The organism is Mycobacteroides franklinii (assembly GCF_002013895.1).
Lineage (GTDB): Bacteria > Actinomycetota > Actinomycetes > Mycobacteriales > Mycobacteriaceae > Mycobacterium > Mycobacterium franklinii.
Genome location: NZ_MAFQ01000011.1, coordinates 117,519 through 134,332, shown reverse-complemented (window position 1 = coordinate 134,332; position 16,814 = coordinate 117,519). Strand labels below are relative to the sequence as shown.

Here is a 16,814-nt window from a genome sequence, read left to right as displayed (position 1 = left end):
CCCTCACGGCAATCACGGTTTGCTTGTCTCCGGTTCCGGCACAGGAATCGGTGGTGTTGTCAACTCTGAATGAAATACATTGTGCAACAGCATTATTCAATTGCGACCTGCGCAAATGCCGGGTGGGAACGCGCGGATGCGATGGTTGCTCGGCGGGATCGCTCGCGGCCCCTCTAGCAGGCGATTTTCACCGAGAAGAGGGGGGTGGGGTTCACATATGTCGGTTGGCGTGGGTACGGTCGCTGTCGCTGGCTGGTTGTTTTCCAGCCGTATAGAAAAACCGACGAGTTTCGTATGAGACGGAGGAATCGTGGCCCTTCCACAGTTGACTGACGAGCAGCGCGCCGCCGCGTTGGCGAAGGCGGCTGCCGCCCGACGCGCCCGGGCCGAGCTCAAGGAGAAGCTCAAGAAAGGCGGCACCAATCTCAAGCAGGTGCTCAAGGACGCCGAGACCGACGAGGTCCTGGGCAAGATGAAGGTTTCCGCACTGCTGGAAGCCCTGCCCAAGGTCGGCAAGGTCAAGGCGCAGGAGATCATGACCGAGCTGGAGATCGCTCCGACCCGCCGTCTGCGGGGCCTGGGTGACCGTCAGCGCAAGGCGCTGCTGGAGCGGTTCGACTTCTCCTGATCTTCTCCAGATGACAGCTTCGACGAGGGGCCGGGTAGTAGTCCTATCCGGCCCCTCCGCCGTCGGTAAATCCACCGTTGTACGCCGGCTACGTGATGACGTTGACGGCCTGTTCTTCAGCGTCTCGGCCACCACCAGGGCCCCTAGACCAGGTGAGGTCGACGGTGTGGACTATCACTTCGTCACGGCCCAGGAGTTCCAGCGGCTGATCGATACCGGTGCGCTGCTGGAATGGGCCGATATCCACCGCGGTCTGCAGCGTTCGGGAACGCCCGCCGCACCTGTTCGTGCGGCGATGGAGGCCGGTCGCCCGACCCTCATCGAGGTCGACCTGGCCGGTGCGCGCGCCATTAAGGCCGCACTTCCACAGGCCCTGACGGTCTTCCTGGCTCCGCCGAGCTGGGAGGCGCTGGTACAGCGGCTCACCGGTAGGGGCACCGAATCGGAGGACGTGATCGCTCGGCGATTGGAAACCGCCGAGGTCGAGATGGCGGCTCAAAGCGACTTTGATGTCGTCGTCGTCAATGACCAGTTGGAAAATGCCAGCGCACAGTTGGTATCGTTATTGGTCGGACGTTAATCGGCAGCGCAGTACGAACACGCAGTGCCAATACCGCGCCAGCCATATTCAGCGCCATCTACCTATCCAGGAGATTTCTTAGTGAGCACCTCCCAGACCGACGTCATCGTCGAACCGGGCACCGATAGCTACGACGCCGCTCTCGACACGCCGCTGGGTATCACCAACCCGCCGATCGACGAGCTACTCGCCCGGGCATCGAGCAAGTACGCGCTGGTGATCTACGCAGCCAAGCGCGCCCGCCAGATCAACGATTACTACAACCAGCTGGGCGACGGCATCCTTGAGTACGTGGGACCGCTGGTCGAGCCTGGCCTGCAGGAGAAGCCGCTGTCGATCGCGCTGCGCGAGATCCACGGCGACCTGCTCGAGCACACCGAAGGCGAGTAGAAGCTGCGATGAGCGGCTCGCGCGAAGAGCATCGGGCCTGAGGTCCGGGCTGTGTCGCGGATCATCGTCGGAGTGGGCGGGGGAATCGCCGCCTACAAGGCCTGCACCGTGGTGCGCCAGCTCGCTGAGGCCGGGCACAACGTCCGGGTCATTCCCACCGAATCGGCCCTGCAGTTCGTGGGGGCCGCGACCTTCGAGGCACTTTCGGGTGAGCCGGCCCGCACCGGGGTGTTCGACGACGTTCCCGAGGTTCCGCATGTGCGACTCGGACAGGACGCCGACCTGGTCGTGGTTGCGCCCGCCACCGCGGATCTGCTGGCCCGCGCCGCCACGGGCCGTGCGGACGACCTGCTGACAGCGACGCTGTTGACCGCGCGTTGTCCGGTGTTGTTCGCCCCCGCGATGCACACCGAGATGTGGCTGCACCCGGCGACGCAGCAGAATGTCGCGACATTGCGGAGCCATGGCGCAGTTGTCTTAGAGCCCGCGTCGGGCCGACTTACCGGCGCCGACACCGGTCCGGGGCGTCTTCCCGAGGCCGAGGAGATCACAACCCTGGCCCAACTGCTGCTGGCCCGCGCCGATGCGCTGCCGCACGATCTGGCCGGGGTGCGCGTTCTGGTGACTGCCGGTGGTACCCGCGAGCCTCTGGACCCCGTCCGTTTCATCGGAAACCGCAGTTCAGGCAAGCAGGGATACGCGATTGCCCGGGTCGCCGCGCAGCGCGGCGCCGAGGTCACGCTCATCGCGGGGCACACCGTGGGGCTACCCGATCCCGCTGGGGTCGAGGTGGTGCACATCAGCTCCGCGGCGCAATTGCAGGACTCGGTCACCAAACACGCCCCCGCGGCAGAGGCGCTGATCATGGCGGCGGCGGTGGCAGATTTCCGTCCCGCCCACGTTGCGACCAGCAAGATCAAAAAGAGCCACGGCGCCGACGGCGAAAACCCCGTCGACGCTCCCATCGAATTGCTGCGCAACGCCGATGTATTGGCCGGTGTGGTCCGTGCGCGCGCAGACGGGCAGCTGCCCAGGATGCGGGCAATTGTCGGATTTGCCGCCGAAACCGGCGACGCGAATGGGGATGTGCTGTTCCATGCTCGCGCTAAGTTGCAGCGCAAGGGCTGTGATCTGTTGGTAGTCAACGCGGTTGGCGAGGGGCGGGCGTTCGAAGTGGACAGCAATGACGGTTGGCTGCTTTCGGCTCAGGCCAGCGGCGAGGTCACCGAAGTTGTCCTCGAACACGGCACCAAAGTTCTGATGGCAAGCCGTATTGTGGATGCCGTTGCCGGGCTTTGTCAGAGAAACTGACAACCGGGCATGGCCCCGATCTTGGTTCGTCGGCCATAATGATTAGGTATTAAAACGACCTTAAAAGGATCTGAAAGGGGCTGCGCTGTGAGCTCAGCTGGACGGCTTTTCACCAGTGAATCAGTTACCGAGGGACATCCGGACAAGATCTGTGATGCCATCAGTGACTCGATCCTGGATGCCATGCTCGCGCAGGACCCGAAGTCCCGGGTGGCGGTGGAGACGTTGGTGACCACGGGCCAGGTCCACGTCGCGGGTGAGGTGACCACCTCTGCGTACGTCGACATCCCGCATATCGTCCGCGAGCGGGTGCTGGAGATCGGCTACGACTCCTCCTCGAAGGGCTTCGACGGCAACTCCTGTGGCGTGAACATCGCCATCGGTGCACAGTCGCCCGATATCGCGCAGGGTGTGGACACGGCCCACGAGGCGCGAGTCGAGGGTGCCGCGGATCCGCTGGACGCCCAGGGCGCCGGCGACCAGGGCCTGATGTTCGGCTACGCGATCAACGACACCCCCGAGCTGATGCCGCTACCCATCGCGCTGGCACACCGGCTGTCCCGCCGCCTCACCGAGGTGCGCAAGGAGGGCCTGCTCCCGTACCTGCGTCCCGACGGTAAGACCCAGGTCACCATCGAGTACGACGGCGACAAGGCGGTGCGCCTCGACACCGTCGTACTGTCCACGCAGCACGCCGCGGACATCGACCTGGACAACCTGCTGACTCCGGATATCCGCGAGAAGGTGGTCCAGGTGGTGCTTGACGAGTTGAACCAGGACGACCTGGACATCTCCGACTACCGGCTGCTGGTCAACCCGACGGGCAAGTTCGTGCTCGGCGGTCCGATGGGTGACGCCGGATTGACCGGTCGCAAAATCATCGTCGACACCTATGGCGGCTGGGCCCGCCACGGTGGCGGCGCCTTCTCCGGCAAGGACCCGTCGAAGGTGGACCGCTCGGCCGCCTACGCGATGCGCTGGGTTGCCAAGAATGTTGTCGCGGCCGGACTCGCTGAGCGCGCGGAAGTGCAGGTCGCCTACGCCATCGGTAAGGCGGCCCCGGTGGGTCTGTTCGTCGACACGTTCGGCACCGCCACCGTTGACCAGGTCAAGATCGAGAAGGCCATCAACGAGGTGTTCGATCTGCGTCCGGGGGCGATCATCCGCGACCTGGACCTGCTGCGTCCGATCTACGCGCAGACGGCGGCATACGGCCACTTCGGCCGCACCGATATCGAGCTGCCCTGGGAACAGACCAATCGCGTCGACGCCCTCAAGGCTGCCATCTAGCCCTTTCTGTCCAGCACACGTAAAAGCCCCCGACACCGCTGGGTGTTCGGGGGCTTTTACGTGTGCTCGACGCCTAGAGGACGCCGGGAATCAGTGCTTTCCGGTTGGCCGGGTAGTCGACGAACTTCTCCTGATACCAGCGGTGTGTGGCCAGCGCGCGGGGGATCAGGTTGCCGGCGGTGATCAGCAGGATGACGACACCGGGCAGTGCCCAGGTAAGCAGCGCGAAGCCGGACCAGGCGATGAGCTCGCCGAGATACGCCGGGCTGGTGACGAACCGGAAGCCGCCGCCGAGCGGAATGCGGTACTCGGATTCGCCACCGCCGGGGTTCTTGTCGCGGAGATTGCGCACGATCGACTCGGAGCTGAGTAGTAGCGCGAAGCCGCACAGGTAGAGCACCAGGCCCACCACGAAGCGTGGGTCGCGCAGCCACGCGTTGTCGTACTGTCCGAAAAAGTCATGACTGAACAGAGTCCCGTTGAGGTATCCGTGCATCGATGTCACCAGCATGCCCATCACGACCACCGAGACGTTGAAGGTGCTGCGCTTACCCGGCACCTGGCGAATGGAGAGCGGGAAGAACCAGCCGCGGTTGGCGTAATGCAGCATCCATATCCCGGCGAGCACCAGTGACACCGGCTCGAAGCGGGCGGGCCCAGTCAGGTAGCAGATCAAGAACACGACGGTCGCCGGGATTTCCATCAGCCACCAACCGAGCTTCGGATTCAGGTTGAGCCCGAGTTTTGTGGTGGAGAAACGCCCGTACGAGCTCTGGGCGAAAAAGCCCCCGATGATCACGAATGCCGCGAAGCCGAAGGCAGCCGTCAGCACGGTGTCGTAAACGGTGTTGCCGGTGTACCAGTGCATGACTTTCCCTTTACGTGAGTAGGCGGATCCGCCCGAATGCCGGCCGCAAAACTGTAACGTGTTCTACCACGTGCTCACGGGGGTCGGGCCACGTGGTCAGTCGTCGGGGTGCGACCGGCCGTTGTGCCGTTTGGCGCGCGCGAGGAGCGCCGTACGCATAAAGTCGGTCAATGACGGTGATCAGAGCCGCACTGACGCAAGCGACTTGGACTGGCGACAAGGAATCCATGCTCGTCAAACACGAGCGTTTCGTCGCGGAGGCCGCGTCCCGGGGCGCCCAGGTGATCTGCTTCCAGGAACTGTTCTACGGCCCGTACTTCGGCATCGTGCAAGACAAGAAGTATTACGGCTACGCCGAACCTGTGCCCGGACCGGTCACGGAGCGGTTCGCGGCGCTCGCCAGGCAACACCAGATGGTGATGGTGTTACCGGTGTACGAGGAGGAGCAACCCGGCGTCCTCTACAACACCGCTGCCGTCCTCGATTCCGACGGTACGTACCTGGGTAAGTACCGCAAACACCACATACCGCATCTCGATCGGTTCTGGGAGAAGTTCTATTTCCGGCCAGGCAATCTGGGCTACCCCGTGTTCGACACCGCTGTCGGCAAGATCGGCGTCTACATCTGTTACGACCGGCATTTCCCGGAGGGCTGGCGCAACTACGGGCTCGGGGGAGCGGAGCTGGTCTTCAATCCGTCGGCTACCAAACCGGGTCTGTCCAATAGGCTTTGGGAACTTGAACAGCCCGCTGCCGCAGCGGCCAACCAGTATTTCGTCGGGGCCAACAACCGGATAGGTAGCGAAACGGACGAGTTTGGGGACCAGGCGGTGACGTTCTACGGCAGTTCGTACTTCGTGGACCCGCACGGTAACTATGTCGGTGAAATCGCTTCCGAGAGCGACGAAGAGATCGTGATACGGGATCTGGACCTGTCTCTGGTCCGCCAGGTTCGGGATGACTGGCAGTTCTACCGGGACCGCCGTCCTGACACCTACGGCCCGATCGTCGCGCCGTAGGAGGCCGCCATGGCAACGACTTTGATCAGAGGCGGCACCGTGGTGTCGGCGACCGGGCGCGGCGCCGCGGACGTCCTGGTCGACGGTGAGAAGATCGCGGCGGTCGTGCTGCCCGGCAGCACGCTGCTCGGCATGGACCTGACCACAACCGTCGACACGGTGATCGAGGCGGGCGGCAAGTACGTCATTCCCGGTGGTATCGACGCACACACCCACATGTCGATGCCGTTCGGCGGCACCACGGCATCCGATGACTTCGAGACGGGGACGCGCGCCGCGGCCTGGGGTGGTACCACGACCATCATCGACTTCGCGGTCCAGAAATTTGGTGAGCGGCTGCAGGATTCGCTGCAGACCTGGCATGAGATGGCGGCCGGCCAATGTGCGGTCGACTACTCCTTTCACCAGATCGTGGGCGATGTCAACGATGCCTCACTGGTAGCGCTGCGGGGACTGGCCGACGAGGGCATCACCAGTTACAAGATGTTCATGGCGTACCCCGGGGTCTTCTACAGCGATGACGCCCAGATACTGCGGGCCATGCAGGTGGGGGCCGACACCGGGCTGATGACGATGATGCACGCCGAGAATGGCCCTGCGATAGACGTTTTGGTGGCCCAGCTGCTTGCCGCGGGCAAGACTGATCCTTACTACCACGGCATCGCCCGAGCCTGGCAGCTGGAGGAGGAGGCCACGCACCGCGCCATCATGCTGTCCAATCTGACGGGCGCACCGTTGTACGTCGTGCATGTCTCGGCCAAACAGGCTGTCGCGCAACTGGCCGCCGCACGTGACGCCGGACAGAATGTATACGGGGAGACCTGCCCGCAATACCTGTATCTGTCGCTGGAGGACAACCTGGGCGCGCCGGGATTCGAGGGCGCCCAGTGGGTTTGCTCCACACCGCTGCGGTCCAAACGCGAGCATCATCAGGATGAAATGTGGCGCGCGTTGCGCACCAACGACATCCAGATGGTGTCGACCGATCACTGCCCGTTTTGTATGAAGGGGCAAAAGGAGATGGGCATCGGGGATTTCTCCAAGATTCCCAACGGAATCGGATCGATCGAGCATCGGATGGACCTGCTGTATCAGGGAGTGGTGGACGGCCGGATCACCGTCGAGCGATGGGTGGAGATCACCTCGACCACGCCGGCCCGGATGTTTGGGCTCTACGGGCGTAAGGGGGTGATCGCTCCGGGCGCGGACGCGGACATCGTCGTCTACGACCCCAACGGGCACACCTCGATCGGGCTGGGCAAGACCCACCACATGAACATGGACCACTCGGCGTGGGAAGGGTACGAGATCGACGGGCACGTCGACACCGTGCTGTCCCGCGGGAAGGTGATCGTCGACGGCGACGAGTATCTCGGCAGCAAGGGGGACGGCGCGTTCCTGCGTCGCGACCTGTGTCAATACCTCATCTGAGGACGGTTGATGGAGAGGGCCCCACGGATGGATTTCGGAGTTGTCCTGCAATGTGATCCACCGGCGGCACGAACGGTGCAGCTGGCGAAACTCGCCGAGGCTCATGGCTTCAGTCATCTGTGGACATTTGATTCTCACCTGTTGTGGCAAGAGCCCTATGTGCTGTACAGCCAGATCCTGCACGAAACGCGGCGCATTGTGGTGGGCCCCATGGTCACCAATCCGGCGACGCGGGATTGGACTGTGACCGCATCGCTCTACGCGACCTTGAACGACATGTACGGCAACCGCACCATCTGCGGTATCGGTCGTGGCGATTCGGCGGTCCGGGTAACGGGTGGAGCGCCGACCACGCTGGCCACGTTGCGTGAATCAATACATGTCATCCGGGAGCTCGCGAATTCGCGCGCCGTCGAATATCAGGGTGCCACTCTGCAATTCCCGTGGAGCCGGGGCTCCGAGCTCGAGGTATGGGTAGCCGCATATGGCCCCAAGGCCCTCGCTCTGACCGGACAGGTCGCCGACGGCTTCATCCTGCAGCTTGCCGATATCGATATCGCGCGTTGGATGATCGGGGCGGTGCGGGAGGCTGCCGTCGCCGCCGGGCGTGATCCTGCCGAGGTGCGGATCTGCGTGGCAGCACCCATGTACGTGGGATCGGATTGGGCGCATATGCGCGACCAATGCCGGTGGTTCGGCGGCATGGTGGGTAACCACGTCGCCGATATCGTGGGCAGGTATGGTGCCAACGGTCAAGTCCCGCAATCTCTTACCGAGTACATCGCCGGTCGCGAGGGGTACGACTATAACCAGCACGGTAGGGCGGGCAACACGCACGCCGAATTCGTCAGTGACGACATCGTGGACCGCTTCTGCGTGCTGGGCACCGCAGACGATCACATTGCCAAGCTGTCCGAGCTCAAGGCTCTAGGGGTGGACCAGTTCGCCGGATACCTGCAGCACGACAATAAGGAAGAGACGCTGCGGGTCTACGGGGAAACTATGATTCCTGCTCTGTCGCAACAGATCACGGCGAAGAGCGACTGATGGTGGTGCAGGCCGAAGGCCCGGCGGAGACGCCGGGCAGATTGAGTAACGCGGACCTGGCACCCACCACGGCAGCGCAGGCCACCTGGCGCACCTGGGACATCTTCTGCCTGTGGATGACCTCGGCACACAGCCTGGGCAGTTACGGATTTGCCGTGGGGATGCTGGCGCTGGGGCTGACGGGGTGGCAGACCCTGCTGGCGCTTGTTACCGGGGTGTTGGTGCTCTGGGCGGGTAGCAATCTGATCGGGGTGGCGGGCCAACGGCTGGGAGTGCCCTTCCCGGTCTTCGCACGCGCCACCTTCGGGGTCTTCGGCGCCAACATCCCGGCGCTGCTGCGCGGGCTGGTGGCCATTTTCTGGTACGGCATCCAGACCTACCTGGCGTCCACCGCGGTCATCGTGCTGCTCTTGCGACTGGATCCGGGATTGCGTTCCTGGACGGAACCGACCTTCCTGGGCCTGCATGCGTTGGGATGGGCCGCGTTCCTTTCCCTGTGGACCGTGCAGCTGGTGATCCTGAACTACGGCATGGAGGTGGTGCGCAAGGTATCGGATGTGGCAGGCCCGGTGGTCTGGATCGGGATGATTGCCCTGGCGATATGGATGTTGGACGGTGTCGGCTGGAGCATCGACTTCGGTGCCCGCGCCGGAGCGCCGTTGTCGGCGGGCTCCGCGGTGTTGGCCTTCACCGGGGTGGTGTTCCTGATGGTTGCCTTCATGGCGGGCCCGCTGGTGAACTACGCGGATTTCGCAAGATTCGCGCCGAGTAGACGTGCGATTCTGCGCGGGAACGCCTTGGGTATCCCGTTCAACGAGACCGCCTTCGTGGTGATCTCGATCGTCATTTCGCTTGCCGCGCTCAAGAAGTACGGCAGTGCGATGACCGACCCGGTGGCGCTGGTCGCGGATATCGATTCGGATGCGGTCGTCGTGGTCGCCGCAATTCTCTTCGCGATCGCCACCGTCGGTATCAACGTGGTGCTCAACTTCGTCTCGCCGTCGTACGACATCTCCAATGTCGCACCGAAATACATCTCATTCCGTACGGGCGGCATCATCACCGCGCTGCTGTCGGTCGCGGTGCTGCCCTGGAAAATCTGGGGGAACGAGGCCGCCATCGTGTACTTCCTGGGTGGTGTGGGTGCCTTGATGGGGCCAGTCTTCGGGATTCTGGTCGTCGACTATTACCTGTTGCGCCGACAGCGCACCGATACCGCCGACTTGTACTCGGAATCCACCGGCGGCGCGTACTACTACACGCGGGGCTTCAATCCGGCGGCATTGATCTCGCTGGGCATTTCCGGTGCCGCAGCGGTCACCATCGCACTGCTGCCGCGGGCCCAGAGCATGACGGCACTCTCGTGGCCGACGGGCGCCGTGTTGGGCGCCGCCCTCATGTACGCACTGGGCCGCGGTAGGCGCGGGCCTAGCCGTGCAGCGCCTTCTTGAGTGCTGCGAGTGACAGATCGCGCTCCTCGGTGGCGGCGGGCACGATATCGGCGTACCCGAGGTAGCCGTGGATCAACGTCGGGGCGTTGTGCAGCTGCACCGGCACACCGGCGCCGCTCAGCAGCTCGGCGTATTTGGCGCCGTCATCGCGCAGGGGATCGAACTGTGCGGTGCCGATGAATGCCGGAGCCAATCCCTCAAAGCTCTCCGCCCGGGCCGGGACCAGCGTCGGCCCCGCGGTCGTCGGATTGGTGTCCCCGAGATACCACTTGCTCAGTGCGCCCACGGTCTTGAAATCCAGGACGGGTGCCTCGGCGTTCTCGACCATCGACGGTAGTGTCACGTCGAAGGTGGTGGCCGGGTACCACAGCACCTGGAAGGCCAGCTCAATACCGTTGTCGCGGGCCAGTTGCGCCATGACCGCCGACAGGTTTCCGCCCGCGGAATCACCGCCCACGGCAAGACGGCTCGCGTCGCCGCCGATCTCGGCAGCGTGCTCATGCACCCACTGCAGCGCGGCCCAGCAGTCCTCGACGGCGGCGGGGTAAGGGTGCTCGGGTGCCAATCGATAGTCCACCGACACCACCACGGCGTCGGCCTGTACCGCTGCGGCACGGGCCACCGCGTCGTGGGTATCCAGGTCGCCGATGACCCAGCCACCGCCATGGATCAGCATGAAGATGGGACGTACCCCGCTCTCGGCGGGGGAGTAGATCCGGACCGGTGTCTCGCCCGCGGGCCCCGCAATGGTGCGGTCTTCGACCTTGGCCACCTCGATCCACGGCGGGCGCGCCGTGGCGATCGCCCGATACGCGTCCCGGGATGCCTGGGGTCCGTCCGGCGAAACGAGTTGAATCGGAACAGCTTCCAGAATTTTGATGATGATCGGGTCGATGCCGGTTTCGGTGGCGGTCATGTCGTCACTGTATCGGGTGCTGACCTGCAAGTCAGGGGCGTCTGCTAGAACCACCAGGTGACTGCGACGCGGGTGGTGGCCGAACACGAGCCGGTTGCTCGGGTGCTGCCGTTGCTCACCGTGCCTCATCTGGATCGCGAATTCGACTATCTGGTGTCCGCGGAGCAATCAGACGATGCCCAGCCTGGTGTGCGCGTGCGGGTACGGTTCCACGGCCGCCTGGTGGACGCCATCCTGCTGGAGCGCCGTTCGGAAACTGACCACCCCGGCAAGCTCGGGTGGCTGGATCGTGTCGTATCGCGCACCCAGGTGCTCACGCCGGACGTGCGCCGGCTCGTTGACGCGGTGGCGGCGCGGTACGCGGGAAGCCGCGCGGACGTGCTGCGCCTGGCTCTGCCGCCCCGGCACGCGCGCGTCGAGAAGGAAACTCGTCCGACGGTCGTCGACGACTTCGAGGCGCCGGCGTTGGATGGCTCCTGCTGGGCTCGGTATCAGCGCGGCGAGCGGTTCCTGGAGGCGCTGTCGCACGGCCGTGCCGCGCGTGCGGTGTGGCAGGCGCTGCCGGGGGAGTCTTGGTGCGCGCGACTCGCCGAGGCCGCGGCGGCGACGGCGAGCACCGGCAGGGGAGTATTGGCGATCGTCCCGGACCAGCGAGATATCGATGCGTTGTCCGCGGAATGCGTGAAACATGTGGGCGCACATCGTGTCGTGGCACTCTCGGCTGAGCTGGGACCCGCCGAGCGGTACCGCCGGTGGTTGGCAGTCCTGCGTGGCGCAGCGACCGTGGTGATCGGTACCAGGGCCGCGGTGTTCGCGCCCGTGGCCGATGTGGGATTGGTGATGGTGTGGGACGACGGCGACGACAATCTCGCCGAGCCTCGGTCTCCTTATCCACATGCCCGGGATGTGGCGATGCTGCGCGCACATCAGCTGCGCTGCGCCGCGGTCATCGGGGGATACGCGCGCACCGCAGAGTCGCAGGCGCTCGTCGAGAGCGGCTGGGCGCATGACCTGGTTGCCGCCCGGTCCGCGGTGCGGAAGGCCTCCGCGCGCATCAGCGCTCTCGACGACAGCGGGTATGCGCAGGAACGCGATCCCGCGGCACGCTCGGCGCGCCTGCCGATGGTGGCACTCACGGCGGCCCGGGACGCGCTGAAGCGGGGGCACTCGGTGTTGGTGCAGGTGCCACGGCGTGGATACGTGCCCGCGCTGGCCTGCACAAAATGCCGGACCGTCGCCCGCTGTCGGCATTGCACCGGACCGCTGGCGCTGGAAGGACCCGGTGGGGCACCGAACGTCGTCAGCCCCAGCTGCCGGTGGTGCGGACGGGTCGATGCGGACCTGCGGTGCGCCCGCTGCGGTTCTACCTCCGTGCGCGCCGTGGTTGTGGGCGCGCGCCGGACGGCCGAAGAGCTGGGCAGGGCGCTACCGGGTGTTCCGGTGTTGACGTCCGGCGGCGGCGAGGTACATGCCACGGTCACCGGTCCGCCCACCTTGGTGGTGTGCACGCCGGGTGCAGAACCTTTGACGCCCAACGGGTATGGCGCGGCGTTGCTGTTGGACGCATGGGCCTTGCTGGGCCGTCAGGACCTGCGCGCCGCGGAAGACACCTTGCGCAAATGGATGGCAGCCGCCGCGTTGGTGCGCGGGCGTGAGGAGGGCGGAACCGTGGTGGTGGTCGCGGATGCCACCCTGCCCACGGTGCAGTCGCTGATCCGGTGGGATCCGGTGGGGCATGCCGCCGCCGAACTCGCGGCACGCGCCGAAGTCGGGCTGCCGCCGCACGTGCACATTGCCGCCATCGACGGGCCTTCTGCCGCCGTGGCCGCACTCATCGAGACCGCTGATCTTCCTGCGGGGGCCGAGCTACTGGGGCCCGTCGATCTTCCGATCGGGGCGCGCCGCCCGGCCGGAATATCCGATGGTGTCGAGGTGGTGCGCATGCTGGTCCGAGTCGAACGCGCCGCGGGCCTGGAATTGGCGGCGGCTTTGCGCCGGGGCGTCGCAACGCTGAGCGCGCGGCGCGACGCCGAGCCCGTCCGGATTCAGATCGATCCACTGCACGTGGGATGATCCGGCGAATTTCAGGTGTTTGCGGCGGCAAGTCGGGATCGGTCGCCGATGCCTTCGGCGAAGGTGTTGACGATGTAGCCGATGAGGTCGTCGCGAGTCATGGTGCGTGAGGCGCTCCACCAGTTGATGGTCATCAATACGCCGCCGACCGCGAGGCGCGACCAGATGGGTGCCAGCGGGATCATCTCGTCGCCAGGAAACTGGGCGTGCAAATGCTCCTCTGTTACTTGAGCGATGAGGTCGAAGACTCCGTGGTCGAGCTGTTCCTGGGCGGTGAGATCGCGGTCGAGGGCGATATACAGCTCCGGCTCCGCGCTGATCCAGTCGATCACCAGAGCGGAAAAGGCCCGGATCTGGTCGCGTGTGGTGCCGACCATACTGTGCTGCCACGCGCCCGAAATCAATCGGTCGGCATGGCGCCGACTCAACGAGCGCAGTAGGTCGGCCTTGGTGGGGAATATGGCGTAGCACGCGGACCTGGCGAACCCGGCCTCCCTGGCCACCTCCGCGATGGAGACGGCCCCGCCGCTGTTGCGAATCGCCCGTTCCGCAGCGTCAAGTAACTCCTCGGTTCGCAGTTTGCGATCGTAAGGAGCGCCGGTCGGCCGGCCTCGTCCTCTGGTAGCCATCGCGATTATGGTATCGGATGTAGCCAGACTTTTTCCCGCTATCCTCGGCGAAGCCGGTGCCCCGTCCGGGCCGCGCCGGTCCGAGCGGGATTCGATGTGTGCGGTGCATCCTTCCTAGACTGGCGCGGTGCGCATAGTGTTCGCCGGTACTCCGGCCCCGGCGTTGCCGTCGCTAGAGAGGCTGTTGGCGTCTCGTCATGAGGTGGTCGCGGTGCTGACCCGGCCCGCCGCCCGCGCGGGCAGAGGGCGGGCATCGGCGGCTTCGCCGGTGGCGGAGCTGGCGCGCGAACACGGGCTCCCGGTGCTCACCCCAGCGCGTCCCAACGATCCCGAGTTCGTCGGTGAGTTGGCGGAACTCGATGTCGATTGCTGCGCTGTCGTGGCCTACGGGGCCTTGCTCAAACCGGAGTTGCTGGCAGTGCCCAGGCACGGTTGGGTGAATCTGCATTTCTCGTTGCTTCCCGCCTGGCGTGGGGCGGCTCCGGTACAAGCTTCTATCGCCGCTGGCGATGAGATCACGGGCGCCACAACGTTTCTCATTGAGCCCGCACTGGACAGTGGACCCGTGTATGGGGTGGTGACCGAGCGAATCTTGCCGACCGACACCGCCGGTGCGCTGTTGGGCAGGCTAGCCGAGTCCGGTGCGGGATTGCTCGAATCGACAATGGACGGGATCGAGGATGGGGCGTTGGTGGCTGTGCCGCAAGCCGCGGACGGCGTGAGTACCGCACCGAAAATCACGGTGGAGCAGGCGCGCATCCGCTGGGAGCTTCCCGCACAGGCGATTGATCGCCATATACGGGCCATGACGCCCGAGCCGGGGGCCTGGACCACAATTGGCGAGACACGGGTCAAGGTTGGACCGGTCGGGATCGAGGCCGATGAGCAATTGCCGCCCGGCGCCGTTGCGGTTCGCAAACGTGACGTGTTGGTGGGCACCGGAACCGCCGCGATCGCACTCAATGAGGTACAGCCCCAGGGCAAGAAACTGATGAACGCCGCCGATTGGGCGCGCGGCGCGCGACTGGACTCGGAGGTTCACGCACTATGAGCACACGCCCGCCGCGTCGACGGCCCAATCCGGAATCGCGCCAGAGTCCTCGCCAGGATTCACGGCCGCCGGAGCGTGCGCGCAACAAACTCGACCCGCCGCGCCAGGCCGCGCTCGATGTCTTGCGTGCGGTGTCTCGGCAAGATGCGTATGCCAATCTTGCATTGCCCGCACTGCTGCGCGAACGCGGTATCACCGGTCGCGATGCCGCCTTTGCGACCGAGCTTGCATACGGAACATCTAGGGCCCGTGGGCTTCTCGATGCGGTGATCGCATCGGCCGCAGCTCGTCCGATCGACCAGGTTGACGAGGGTCTGCGCGACCCGCTGCGACTGGGCGCCTATCAATTGTTGCGGACCCGTGTGGAGCCCCATGCCGCTCTGTCGACCACGGTGGACGCGGTTGCCGTCGAATTTGACCAGGGCAGAGCGGGTTTCGTGAATGCGGTGTTGCGGACCATCTCCCGTCGTGATGAGTCGGGCTGGGTGGACGAGTTGTCCCCGCCGGAATCCGATCGGATCGGACGGCTTGCCTTTGCGACTGCTCACCCCCGGTGGATTGCACAGGCCTTCTCCGATGCGCTCGGACCGGCAGGTTCTGAGCTCGCTGACGTGCTCGCCAGTGACGACGAGCGCCCCGTGGTTCATCTCGCCGCACGTCCGGGGCATATCGACGCGGCAACGTTGGCCGAAGAGGTAGGCGGCACCGTCGGCCGCTACTCGCCCTATGCGGTGTACCTGCCCGGTGGCAACCCGGGGCGGCTGGAGTCGGTCCGCGACGGCCTGGCGCAGGTACAGGACGAAGGTAGTCAGCTGGTCGCCCGCGCGACCGCGCTGGCTCCCCTGGATGGCGCCGACGAGCAGTGGCTCGATCTGTGCGCCGGGCCGGGCGGCAAAACCGCACTGCTGGGGGCGCTGGCAGCCGAGCGTGGTGCCCATGTCACGGCGGTCGAGGTCGCTGCCCATCGGGCCCAGTTGGTGGCCACGGCCGCGAAATCCTTGCCGGTGACCGTGCTCACCGTCGACGGGCGCGAGAGCGGGCTGCCGTCAGCCTCCTTCGATCGTGTGCTGGTCGACGCGCCGTGTACGGGACTCGGAGCGCTGCGTCGTCGTCCGGAGGCTCGTTGGCGCCGGCAGCCGGGTGACATCCCGGCACTGGTCAAACTGCAGCGTGAATTGCTCTCCAGTGCCATCGAATTGACTCGACCGGGCGGCATCATCGTGTACAGCACCTGCTCGCCGCACCTGGCGGAGACGGTCGGGGTGGTCTCGGATGCGGTGCGACGTCATGCGGTGACTGCCGAGGATGCTCGCGCGGTGTTCCCCGGTGTGGACGGGCTGGGCGACACGGATGCGGTGCAGCTGTGGCCGCACCGGCACGGTACTGACGCGATGTTCACCGCCCTCCTGCGCAAACACGCATAAAGCGGCACATAAGCTGAACGACATGTCTCTTCGCGCTCCCATGATTGCCCCGTCGATCCTGTCCGCCGATTTCGCACGTCTCGCCGACGAGATGGCGGCCGTGGCAGGAGCCGACTGGTTGCACGTGGACGTGATGGACGGGCATTTCGTACCGAACCTGACACTCGGCCTTCCTGTTGTCGACAGCCTGCTGGCGGCGACCGATATCCCCATCGATTGCCACCTGATGATCGACAACCCGGATCGTTGGGCACCCGGATATGCGGAGGCGGGGGCACACAATGTGACGTTCCATGCCGAGGCCACCGAGAATCCTGTCGCCGTCGCCCGCGACATTCGGGCCGCGGGAGCCAAGGCGGGCCTGAGTATCAAGCCGGGTACGTCGCTGGAGCCATATCTCGAGGTACTGAAGGACTTTGACACGCTGTTGGTGATGTCGGTAGAGCCCGGATTCGGCGGACAGTCGTTTATCGCAGGTGTGTTGGACAAGGTGCGCACGGTGCGCAAGCTCGTCGATTCCGGTGAGCTGACCGTGCTGGTGGAGATCGACGGCGGTATCAACGCTGACACGATCGAGCAGGCAGCGGAGGCGGGCGTCGACTGTTTCGTGGCCGGTTCCGCGGTCTACGGGGCGCAGGACCCCCAAGCGGCGGTGCGGGCGCTGCGTGAGCAGGCCGCCAGGGCCGCAGCACATTTGGCTCGTTGA

Annotated in this window: 16 protein-coding genes; 13 read left to right on the top strand and 3 right to left on the bottom strand. The window is 65.2% G+C overall.

What is annotated here, in order from left to right:
• The first annotated feature begins 310 nt into the window (after window positions 1-310).
• From mihF to metK, 5 genes are all read left to right on the top strand, one after another.
• The gene (mihF, locus tag B4393_RS19545) at window positions 311-628 is read left to right on the top strand and encodes an integration host factor, actinobacterial type (RefSeq protein WP_030093544.1); all 318 of its coding nucleotides are present in this window, start codon (window positions 311-313) and stop codon (window positions 626-628) included.
• Window positions 629-638: 10 nt separating this feature from the next.
• Entirely contained in the window at window positions 639-1,208 is a 570-nt protein-coding gene (gene gmk / locus B4393_RS19540) for a guanylate kinase (protein WP_078335489.1), read from the top strand.
• Window positions 1,209-1,289: 81 nt separating this feature from the next.
• A complete protein-coding gene (gene rpoZ, locus B4393_RS19535; RefSeq protein WP_005057694.1) occupies window positions 1,290-1,598 on the top strand; it encodes a DNA-directed RNA polymerase subunit omega in 309 nt (102 codons plus the stop codon).
• Between the two features lie 51 nt (window positions 1,599-1,649).
• Window positions 1,650-2,909 carry a bifunctional phosphopantothenoylcysteine decarboxylase/phosphopantothenate--cysteine ligase CoaBC gene (gene coaBC, locus B4393_RS19530; RefSeq protein WP_078277915.1) on the top strand — a complete coding sequence of 420 codons (1,260 nt, stop codon included), beginning with the start codon at window positions 1,650-1,652 and terminating at the stop codon, window positions 2,907-2,909.
• Window positions 2,910-2,996: 87 nt separating this feature from the next.
• Complete coding sequence (gene metK, locus B4393_RS19525; protein WP_070939542.1) at window positions 2,997-4,199, top strand: methionine adenosyltransferase; 1,203 nt, start codon at window positions 2,997-2,999, stop codon at window positions 4,197-4,199.
• A 73-nt stretch (window positions 4,200-4,272) separates the two neighbouring features.
• Here metK and B4393_RS19520 read toward each other — a convergent pair whose 3' ends face one another.
• Window positions 4,273-5,067, bottom strand: coding sequence for a phosphatidylethanolamine N-methyltransferase family domain-containing protein (locus B4393_RS19520; RefSeq protein ID WP_078335488.1), 795 nt, complete (start codon window positions 5,065-5,067; stop codon window positions 4,273-4,275).
• A gap of 170 nt (window positions 5,068-5,237) precedes the next feature.
• Here B4393_RS19520 and B4393_RS19515 point away from each other — a divergent pair, with 170 nt between their 5' ends.
• The 4 genes from B4393_RS19515 to B4393_RS19500 are packed head-to-tail and all read left to right on the top strand — an operon-like array spanning window position 5,238 to window position 10,015.
• Window positions 5,238-6,086: a nitrilase-related carbon-nitrogen hydrolase gene (locus B4393_RS19515; protein ID WP_078335487.1), complete on the top strand. Its 849-nt coding sequence runs from the start codon at window positions 5,238-5,240 to the stop codon at window positions 6,084-6,086.
• Window positions 6,087-6,095: 9 nt separating this feature from the next.
• Complete coding sequence (gene hydA / locus B4393_RS19510; protein ID WP_078335486.1) at window positions 6,096-7,517, top strand: dihydropyrimidinase; 1,422 nt, start codon at window positions 6,096-6,098, stop codon at window positions 7,515-7,517.
• Window positions 7,518-7,544: 27 nt separating this feature from the next.
• A complete protein-coding gene (locus B4393_RS19505) occupies window positions 7,545-8,564 on the top strand; it encodes a TIGR03842 family LLM class F420-dependent oxidoreductase (RefSeq protein WP_078335485.1) in 1,020 nt (339 codons plus the stop codon).
• Entirely contained in the window at window positions 8,564-10,015 is a 1,452-nt protein-coding gene (locus B4393_RS19500; RefSeq protein ID WP_078335484.1) for an NCS1 family nucleobase:cation symporter-1, read from the top strand. Before B4393_RS19505 ends, B4393_RS19500 begins: the two co-directional genes overlap by 1 nt.
• On the opposite strand, the gene B4393_RS19495 is transcribed toward B4393_RS19500, so the two are convergent.
• A complete protein-coding gene (locus B4393_RS19495) occupies window positions 9,993-10,931 on the bottom strand; it encodes an alpha/beta hydrolase (protein ID WP_078335562.1) in 939 nt (312 codons plus the stop codon). The genes B4393_RS19500 and B4393_RS19495 overlap by 23 nt on opposite strands.
• A 57-nt stretch (window positions 10,932-10,988) precedes the next feature.
• Here B4393_RS19495 and B4393_RS19490 point away from each other — a divergent pair, with 57 nt between their 5' ends.
• On the top strand, window positions 10,989-13,004 hold the full coding sequence (locus B4393_RS19490; RefSeq protein ID WP_109558453.1) for a primosomal protein N': 2,016 nt from the start codon (window positions 10,989-10,991) through the stop codon (window positions 13,002-13,004).
• Window positions 13,005-13,015: 11 nt separating this feature from the next.
• On the opposite strand, the gene B4393_RS19485 is transcribed toward B4393_RS19490, so the two are convergent.
• Window positions 13,016-13,582: a TetR/AcrR family transcriptional regulator gene (locus tag B4393_RS19485; protein ID WP_078335560.1), complete on the bottom strand. Its 567-nt coding sequence runs from the start codon at window positions 13,580-13,582 to the stop codon at window positions 13,016-13,018.
• A gap of 178 nt (window positions 13,583-13,760) precedes the next feature.
• On the opposite strand from B4393_RS19485, the gene fmt reads away from it, so the two are divergent.
• Genes fmt through rpe form a run of 3 tightly spaced genes read left to right on the top strand, consistent with a single transcriptional unit; the run spans window position 13,761 to window position 16,814 of the window.
• Window positions 13,761-14,684 carry a methionyl-tRNA formyltransferase gene (gene fmt / locus B4393_RS19480; protein WP_078335483.1) on the top strand — a complete coding sequence of 308 codons (924 nt, stop codon included), beginning with the start codon at window positions 13,761-13,763 and terminating at the stop codon, window positions 14,682-14,684.
• Window positions 14,681-16,108 (top strand): RsmB/NOP family class I SAM-dependent RNA methyltransferase, encoded by a 1,428-nt coding sequence (locus B4393_RS19475; protein ID WP_078335482.1) that lies wholly within the window; start codon window positions 14,681-14,683, stop codon window positions 16,106-16,108. The genes fmt and B4393_RS19475 overlap by 4 nt, the downstream gene beginning before the upstream one ends.
• A 40-nt stretch (window positions 16,109-16,148) precedes the next feature.
• On the top strand, window positions 16,149-16,814 hold the full coding sequence (rpe, locus tag B4393_RS19470; protein WP_078335481.1) for a ribulose-phosphate 3-epimerase: 666 nt from the start codon (window positions 16,149-16,151) through the stop codon (window positions 16,812-16,814).

Bases quoted from the DNA above. Each gene is read 5' to 3' on its own strand.
- B4393_RS19515 (WP_078335487.1), top strand. From the start codon at position 5,238: ATGACGGTGATCAGAGCCGCACTGACGCAAGCGACTTGGACTGGCGAC.
- B4393_RS19475 (WP_078335482.1), top strand. From the start codon at position 14,681: ATGAGCACACGCCCGCCGCGTCGACGGCCCAATCCGGAATCGCGCCAG.
- B4393_RS19505 (WP_078335485.1), top strand. From the start codon at position 7,545: ATGGATTTCGGAGTTGTCCTGCAATGTGATCCACCGGCGGCACGAACG.
- hydA (WP_078335486.1), top strand. From the start codon at position 6,096: ATGGCAACGACTTTGATCAGAGGCGGCACCGTGGTGTCGGCGACCGGG.
- B4393_RS19520 (WP_078335488.1), bottom strand. From the start codon at position 5,067: ATGCACTGGTACACCGGCAACACCGTTTACGACACCGTGCTGACGGCT.
- gmk (WP_078335489.1), top strand. From the start codon at position 639: ATGACAGCTTCGACGAGGGGCCGGGTAGTAGTCCTATCCGGCCCCTCC.
- B4393_RS19500 (WP_078335484.1), top strand. From the start codon at position 8,564: ATGGTGGTGCAGGCCGAAGGCCCGGCGGAGACGCCGGGCAGATTGAGT.
- rpe (WP_078335481.1), top strand. From the start codon at position 16,149: ATGATTGCCCCGTCGATCCTGTCCGCCGATTTCGCACGTCTCGCCGAC.
- B4393_RS19495 (WP_078335562.1), bottom strand. From the start codon at position 10,931: ATGACCGCCACCGAAACCGGCATCGACCCGATCATCATCAAAATTCTG.